The sequence below is a fragment of the Streptomyces incanus genome, assembly GCF_042656345.1.
GTDB classification, from domain to species: Bacteria; Actinomycetota; Actinomycetes; order Streptomycetales; family Streptomycetaceae; genus Streptomyces; species Streptomyces incanus.
In genome coordinates this window covers 1-5,024 of sequence record NZ_JBHSPC010000140.1, presented here as the reverse complement: position 1 = coordinate 5,024, position 5,024 = coordinate 1, and the positions used below count along the sequence as shown (strand labels likewise).

At 68.2% G+C, this 5,024-nt stretch carries 5 protein-coding genes and 1 pseudogene; 4 read left to right on the top strand and 2 right to left on the bottom strand.

Annotated elements, in window-relative coordinates:
* The first annotated feature begins 807 nt into the window (after nt 1–807).
* The gene (locus ACFP2V_RS34605) at nt 808–2,016 is read left to right on the top strand and encodes a PP2C family protein-serine/threonine phosphatase (RefSeq protein ID WP_381219323.1); all 1,209 of its coding nucleotides are present in this window, start codon (nt 808–810) and stop codon (nt 2,014–2,016) included.
* An 88-nt stretch (nt 2,017–2,104) separates the two neighbouring features.
* Complete coding sequence (locus tag ACFP2V_RS34600) at nt 2,105–2,353, top strand: hypothetical protein (protein WP_381219321.1); 249 nt, start codon at nt 2,105–2,107, stop codon at nt 2,351–2,353.
* Nucleotides 2,354–2,500: 147 nt separating this feature from the next.
* Here ACFP2V_RS34600 and ACFP2V_RS34595 read toward each other — a convergent pair whose 3' ends face one another.
* The gene (locus tag ACFP2V_RS34595; protein WP_381219319.1) at nt 2,501–3,049 is read right to left on the bottom strand and encodes a DUF5994 family protein; all 549 of its coding nucleotides are present in this window, start codon (nt 3,047–3,049) and stop codon (nt 2,501–2,503) included.
* A 202-nt stretch (nt 3,050–3,251) separates the two neighbouring features.
* Here ACFP2V_RS34595 and ACFP2V_RS34590 point away from each other — a divergent pair.
* Nucleotides 3,252–3,617, top strand: a pseudogene (locus ACFP2V_RS34590) (transposase family protein); the annotation flags it as partial.
* A 358-nt stretch (nt 3,618–3,975) separates the two neighbouring features.
* Nucleotides 3,976–4,536: a DUF5994 family protein gene (locus ACFP2V_RS34585; protein ID WP_381219317.1), complete on the top strand. Its 561-nt coding sequence runs from the start codon at nt 3,976–3,978 to the stop codon at nt 4,534–4,536.
* Here the strand turns inward: ACFP2V_RS34585 and ACFP2V_RS34580 are convergent.
* Entirely contained in the window at nt 4,533–4,658 is a 126-nt protein-coding gene (locus tag ACFP2V_RS34580) for a hypothetical protein (protein ID WP_381219315.1), read from the bottom strand. The two genes, ACFP2V_RS34585 and ACFP2V_RS34580, sit on opposite strands and share 4 nt — an antisense overlap.
* Nucleotides 4,659–5,024: the final 366 nt, after the last annotated feature.

The window sequence follows — 5,024 nt, the reverse complement described above, 5'->3', positions numbered from 1 at the left end:
GACGGACACCACCCCTCACCGCACGTCGCCCGAGGCAGGTATCCGCGCCGACCGGGCACCGGACGGTCCGGGAGGGAACATCGAGGTGCGCTGCGTCCTGGCCGAGGGCCGGCGAGCGCTGGACATCGCCCGGAACGTCCACGACCGGGTGGGGGGCCGCCATCCTCTCCCACCTCGCCGCCTTCGGTGTCGCGGAGCGGGTTACCGTCGAGGTCACGGTGACCCGTATCACTGCTCGGCACGACGCGGCATGAGTTCCGAGTCAACCTCTGCGCACCGGCATCCCGGCCACAGCGGGTACAGGGCCTCGAAGCCGTCCACGGGGACACCACCACCGACCAACCGGCGCTCCTCGTGGCCGAGGGCCGCCGCGATCCAAACGACCGGGACCTGACACCCTGTGGGCCACCCACAACGTGCGCCTGCATCAGCCTGTTTTCGACAGGGTGAATGAGAGCCACTCGGACAGTGAGATCGGGAGCCGCTGTCTGGGCATCGAAGTTGAGAGCCACCTCTCCCGATCGGGTGTGACATGCCGCTTTTGGCGTAATGAGCCCTTTAGGTTAGTCGGCCGCGTCACTCTGTGCGGGTTGATCACGGTCGGTCAGGAACCCGGGTGTACAGATCGCGTGAGTGGGTCTTCGAGCGGATCTGCAAGGTGAGCCGGGTCTGTCCCCAAGCCCCAAGGCCGAGGCCAGCCGCCTGGTGAGCGGCCCCTTGGAGAGGACCGCCCAGCGGGCGAAACCGGCTCTGCTGTGGTGAAAGGGAGCGGCTGTGGCGGACGGTGGGCGGCGGCCTGACAAGGCCATGGTGGACCGGTCGGAAGGGTTCGGTGAGCGGCTGCTGGGGGTGCTGCTGGATCGGGCGCACGAGATGCCGCCGCAGCTGATCGCCCCGCTGATCGCGGAAGAGGTGGCCAGGGTCGGTGGCCGCGACGTCTCGGTCCTCCTGCAGGACTACGGCCAGCGGGTGCTGGTGCCGCTGGCGGGTAGGCGGCTGTTCGTCGGGGAGCCCGAGCCGATCGGTGACTCCCACGCCGGCACGGCTTTTCTGTATGCGACCCCTGTGGAGGTACCGCAGGCCGACGGGGTGCGGATGTACCTGCCGTTGCTGGACGGCAGCGACCAGGTGGGGGTGATGGCCCTCACCCTGGACACCGTCGATGACGACGACCGGCGGCTACTGCGCAGACTCGCCGGTCTGGTCGCCGACATGCTGGTCACCAAGAACAGCTACACCGACCAGTTCTTCCAGACCCGGCGCCGCGAGCCGATGAGCGTGGCCGCGGAGATCCAGTGGTCCCTGCTGCCGCCAGTGGCCATGTCCACCCCGCAGGTCGCGGTGGCCGGAATCCTCGAGCCCGCCTACAGCGTCGCCGGCGACAGCTTCGACTACGCCCTCAACGACGACATCCTGCACGTGGCCACGATCGACGCGATGGGCCACGGTCTGGACGCCGCCACCATGGCAACCGTCGCCATCGGCGCCTACCGGCACGCCAGACGCGCCGACGTCGGGCTGTCCGGGATCTACGCGTTCATGGACCGGGCCATCGCCGGGCAGTTCGGGCCCGAGCACTTCGTCACCGCACAGATGATGCGCCTGAACGTCGCAACCGGCCACCTGCAACGGGTCAACGCGGGCCACCCGGCGCCGCTGCTGATCCGCAACCACCAGGTCGTCCGGCAACTGGAGAGTGCGACCACCCTGCCGGTCGGCTTCGGCGGCGACGAGCCCCAGCTCAGCGAGCAGACGCTCCAGGTCGGCGACCGGGTGCTGTGCTTCACCGACGGCCTGATCGAGGAGCACGAAGCCGGCGGGAAGCAGTTCGGCGTGGAACAACTCATCGCCTGGGTCAACCGCATCGAGCACGCCGAGAAGGGAGTGCGGGCGGTGGTGCGCTCCCTCTCCCACGCCCTGATGGAGGAGCGGGGCGGGATCACCAGCGACGACGCGACCCTCTTCCTGATCGAGTGGCGCGGGGGCGCCACCGACCACCTTGCCACCCTGGACTGAGCCGATACCGCCCGACTGGTGGTGCGGCCGTTGGCGGGGAGATCTGGCATGTCACGCGAGAAAACCGCGAGGGATCTATCGTCGAGGTATGAGCGTGTTCATCAAGCTGGTGGAGAACCGGCCCCCCAAGGAATACGCGGAGCCGGCGGCTGCAGATATCTCCTACGACGACATCACCGAAGGTGAGTCGCCCGCCACGTACGAGTACGACCTGCTTCCGAGCGGCGCATTGCGGATCCTAAAGGTGACCAAAGGAGAAGCCGCTGTCGTCGAATCGATCTACGCTCCCGGACTCTGGTTCCGTGTCCAGGGGCAGTGGCGCGGCCATGCGGAATAGCAAGCACTCTATGCTCATGCTTCGCTTCATCCTACGGAATCACGTCGGAAACTACCTGCAGGTGTATCGTGGATTGTGGGTTGCGCACTCTCACGTGTTGCGCCTGAAAGGACGGCCCCGGCGGTTTCACCGGGGCCGTTTCGAGGATCACGCTGAGCGTGCTGGTGCGGTCACACGGGCGCCATGGCCGCCCTCGGAGTCCCAGACGGCTTCTCGGGCCTGGTCGGCTTCTGTCATGATCCGTTGGGATTCGGCCCTCGCCAGCAGATCACTCGCTGTGTGGCTGCGCAGCGGACCGGTAGCCGCGGTCATCAGCCAGGCGGCGATGGCCGGATCCGTCTGCGGCGGAATCACCAGCAGGTCCCAGCGGCCGACGGTGTAGGAGAGCAGCAACAGCTTGTGGGGGTCTTGCTCGGCCTTGAACCAGCCGACGCTCACCACATGCCGATCAACGGGCACCTTCCGTGGGATGACCGGCCACAGGGTCGGGTTCACCGTGACATGGGTGATGCGCCCCCACAGGGGATCCAGCACCGCTGTCAACGCAGGAAGTTCCGCCGCCAGGTCGCGGGAGCGGGGCCACCAGGCACCGTCCAGAAGAGCACCAGGGGTGTCCGTCGAGGCGAGCGCGAGACGCAGCGGCAGCGAAGAGGTCCGCTCCTCGACCGCCGACGTATACAGAATGGTCGCGGTCATGACGCGGACCTGTCCCCGGGCCGGTGTACACCGGCCCGGTGTTGTGAATCGCCGAGAACGACAGGAGCTTAGAAACTCTTATGCGAAATGCCCTCGGTAATTTCAGGGTACTCCCGGATACAGCCCGCCGGGCGGTTTCAGGGTGACGGATGTCAGGGCGTTTTGACGGGTCTTCGAAGTTGAGCGGTGCACTCGGCTGGCGGTGCTGACCTGTCGTCACGATGGTGACGGTCGTGGTGGTTGTCGGCATCCGAATGCAGAGCGCCCGTGGTCATACCTGATCATTTCTGTTCTTGACGCAGAACGATCACGCAGGAGCCACGGGCTTGGTCAACGATACGGCGTTGCTGCTCGACCTCGACGGGGTGTCCGTCGCACGTGTCGAGCGGCCCGAGGGCGGCAGACGCCGGGTCCATCGGTCACGGCGGACGAGTCGGCGCGGGCTTGTCCGGCCTGCGGGGTATTCGCCTCCCGGGCGAAGGGCTCGGCGGTGACCCGGCCCCGCGATCTTCCCTACGGGGACAGCGGCCTGGAGTTCTTGTGGCACAAGCGCCGCTGGTTCTGCCGTGAGCCGCGCTGTCCCCGGCGGTCGTTCACCGGGCAGATCGCCCAGATACCGGCCGGCGCGCGGCTGACCGGCCGGTTGCGTGGTGCGGCTGGGCGGCGCGTACGTGATGCGTCTCCAGCGCACGACCATGATCAATCCCGGCGCTGCTTCCTGTACCTCACCTACGCACACCCGGAGCCGGCGGGGGGAGATCGTCGGGCGGGCTCTGCGGGAGCGAACCACCTGAGCGCGGGCCCCGCCCCGCCACCGGCTGCGCGGAGTACAGTTGCAGTCACCAGGACGTTTCACCGTTGGCAGCCGAGCCGGCGTCGCCCTAGACCAAACCGGTTCCGTCGAGAACCGAGGCGGGCGGCACGCCATGGTGCCGAACCACAGCACTGCATTCGCATGGGGGCGCTCCCCCAGCCTCTTCCCGCGGCCGACGGCGCCCTCGGCAGTCCGGCTGACCCTGGAGCCTACGCTGGCTCGCGCGGGGATGTTCGATGGCGCGTGGTGGCCGCATTCCCGTGATGTCCGCGCCGAGCTGCCCGGCCTCATCACCGCACTGAGCGCGCACCTCGGCGCGATCCTGCGCGTCGGGCTGGACCAGGACGCCTGGGACGACATCCCACGCAGCCTCACGATCGACGGCCGCGTCGTTCACATCGGCTGGTTCACCGCCAGCGATGACACGATGAGCGTGACCCGCGGGCTTGACGACCACTTCATGCTTCTCGTGATTCCGCTGTGGGCCACCGCGCCGGCCGCGGCGGCGGCCATGGCGATGGCCGCGCGGACCGGCAACCGCATGCCGGCTGCGACGATCCTCGCCGCTACCGGCACCACCCCCGAAATCCCCGACGCGGTGCCCCTGCCGGCGGTCGACGCGGAGGGCCAGCGGATCCAGGAGGCCGAGGGCGGCGCCGCAGGCCCTGTTTAGCCCGCACCGGTCAGCCCGTCGGTGCGGAGCACCGCCGAGTTCGCCCCACCCCGCCTGGCCTCGGCCCGCCAGTCGCCCGTCATCTGCACGACCCGGCTGACTTCACCGAGATGGACCTTCATCCCCTCCACTCCACAGCCCGTGAAGCTCTTGGCAGGTGCACGATGGATCTCGCCGAACGGATGCCAGTAGTGATCGCCGTGTGGCCGCCACCCTGGCCGCCACCCTGGCCGCCACCCTGGCCGCCACCCTGGCCGCCACCTTTGCCTCAGCCACCGCCGTGGCCTCAACCGCTACCGCGGGGGGAGAGATGGGCGAGGTTACCTCTCTGACACCAGCCACCAAGGAACCCACGCGTAGTTGATGGCAGCGTATGGCACGGACCGCGGCGCCAGCGGTGCGTAGTTCTGTCACAGGGCAGCGTTGGAGTGACCATCCCCTCGTAGCGTGGAGCCCGTGATTGCAGGGGAAGTTGGGATTCATGGGGT

Excerpts from the sequence above, each read along its gene's own strand:
- ACFP2V_RS34585 (WP_381219317.1), top strand. The coding sequence starts at position 3,976 with ATGGTGCCGAACCACAGCACTGCATTCGCATGGGGGCGCTCCCCCAGC.
- ACFP2V_RS34600 (WP_381219321.1), top strand. The coding sequence starts at position 2,105 with ATGAGCGTGTTCATCAAGCTGGTGGAGAACCGGCCCCCCAAGGAATAC.
- ACFP2V_RS34595 (WP_381219319.1), bottom strand. The coding sequence starts at position 3,049 with ATGACCGCGACCATTCTGTATACGTCGGCGGTCGAGGAGCGGACCTCT.
- ACFP2V_RS34580 (WP_381219315.1), bottom strand. The coding sequence starts at position 4,658 with ATGAAGGTCCATCTCGGTGAAGTCAGCCGGGTCGTGCAGATGACGGGC.
- ACFP2V_RS34605 (WP_381219323.1), top strand. The coding sequence starts at position 808 with ATGGTGGACCGGTCGGAAGGGTTCGGTGAGCGGCTGCTGGGGGTGCTG.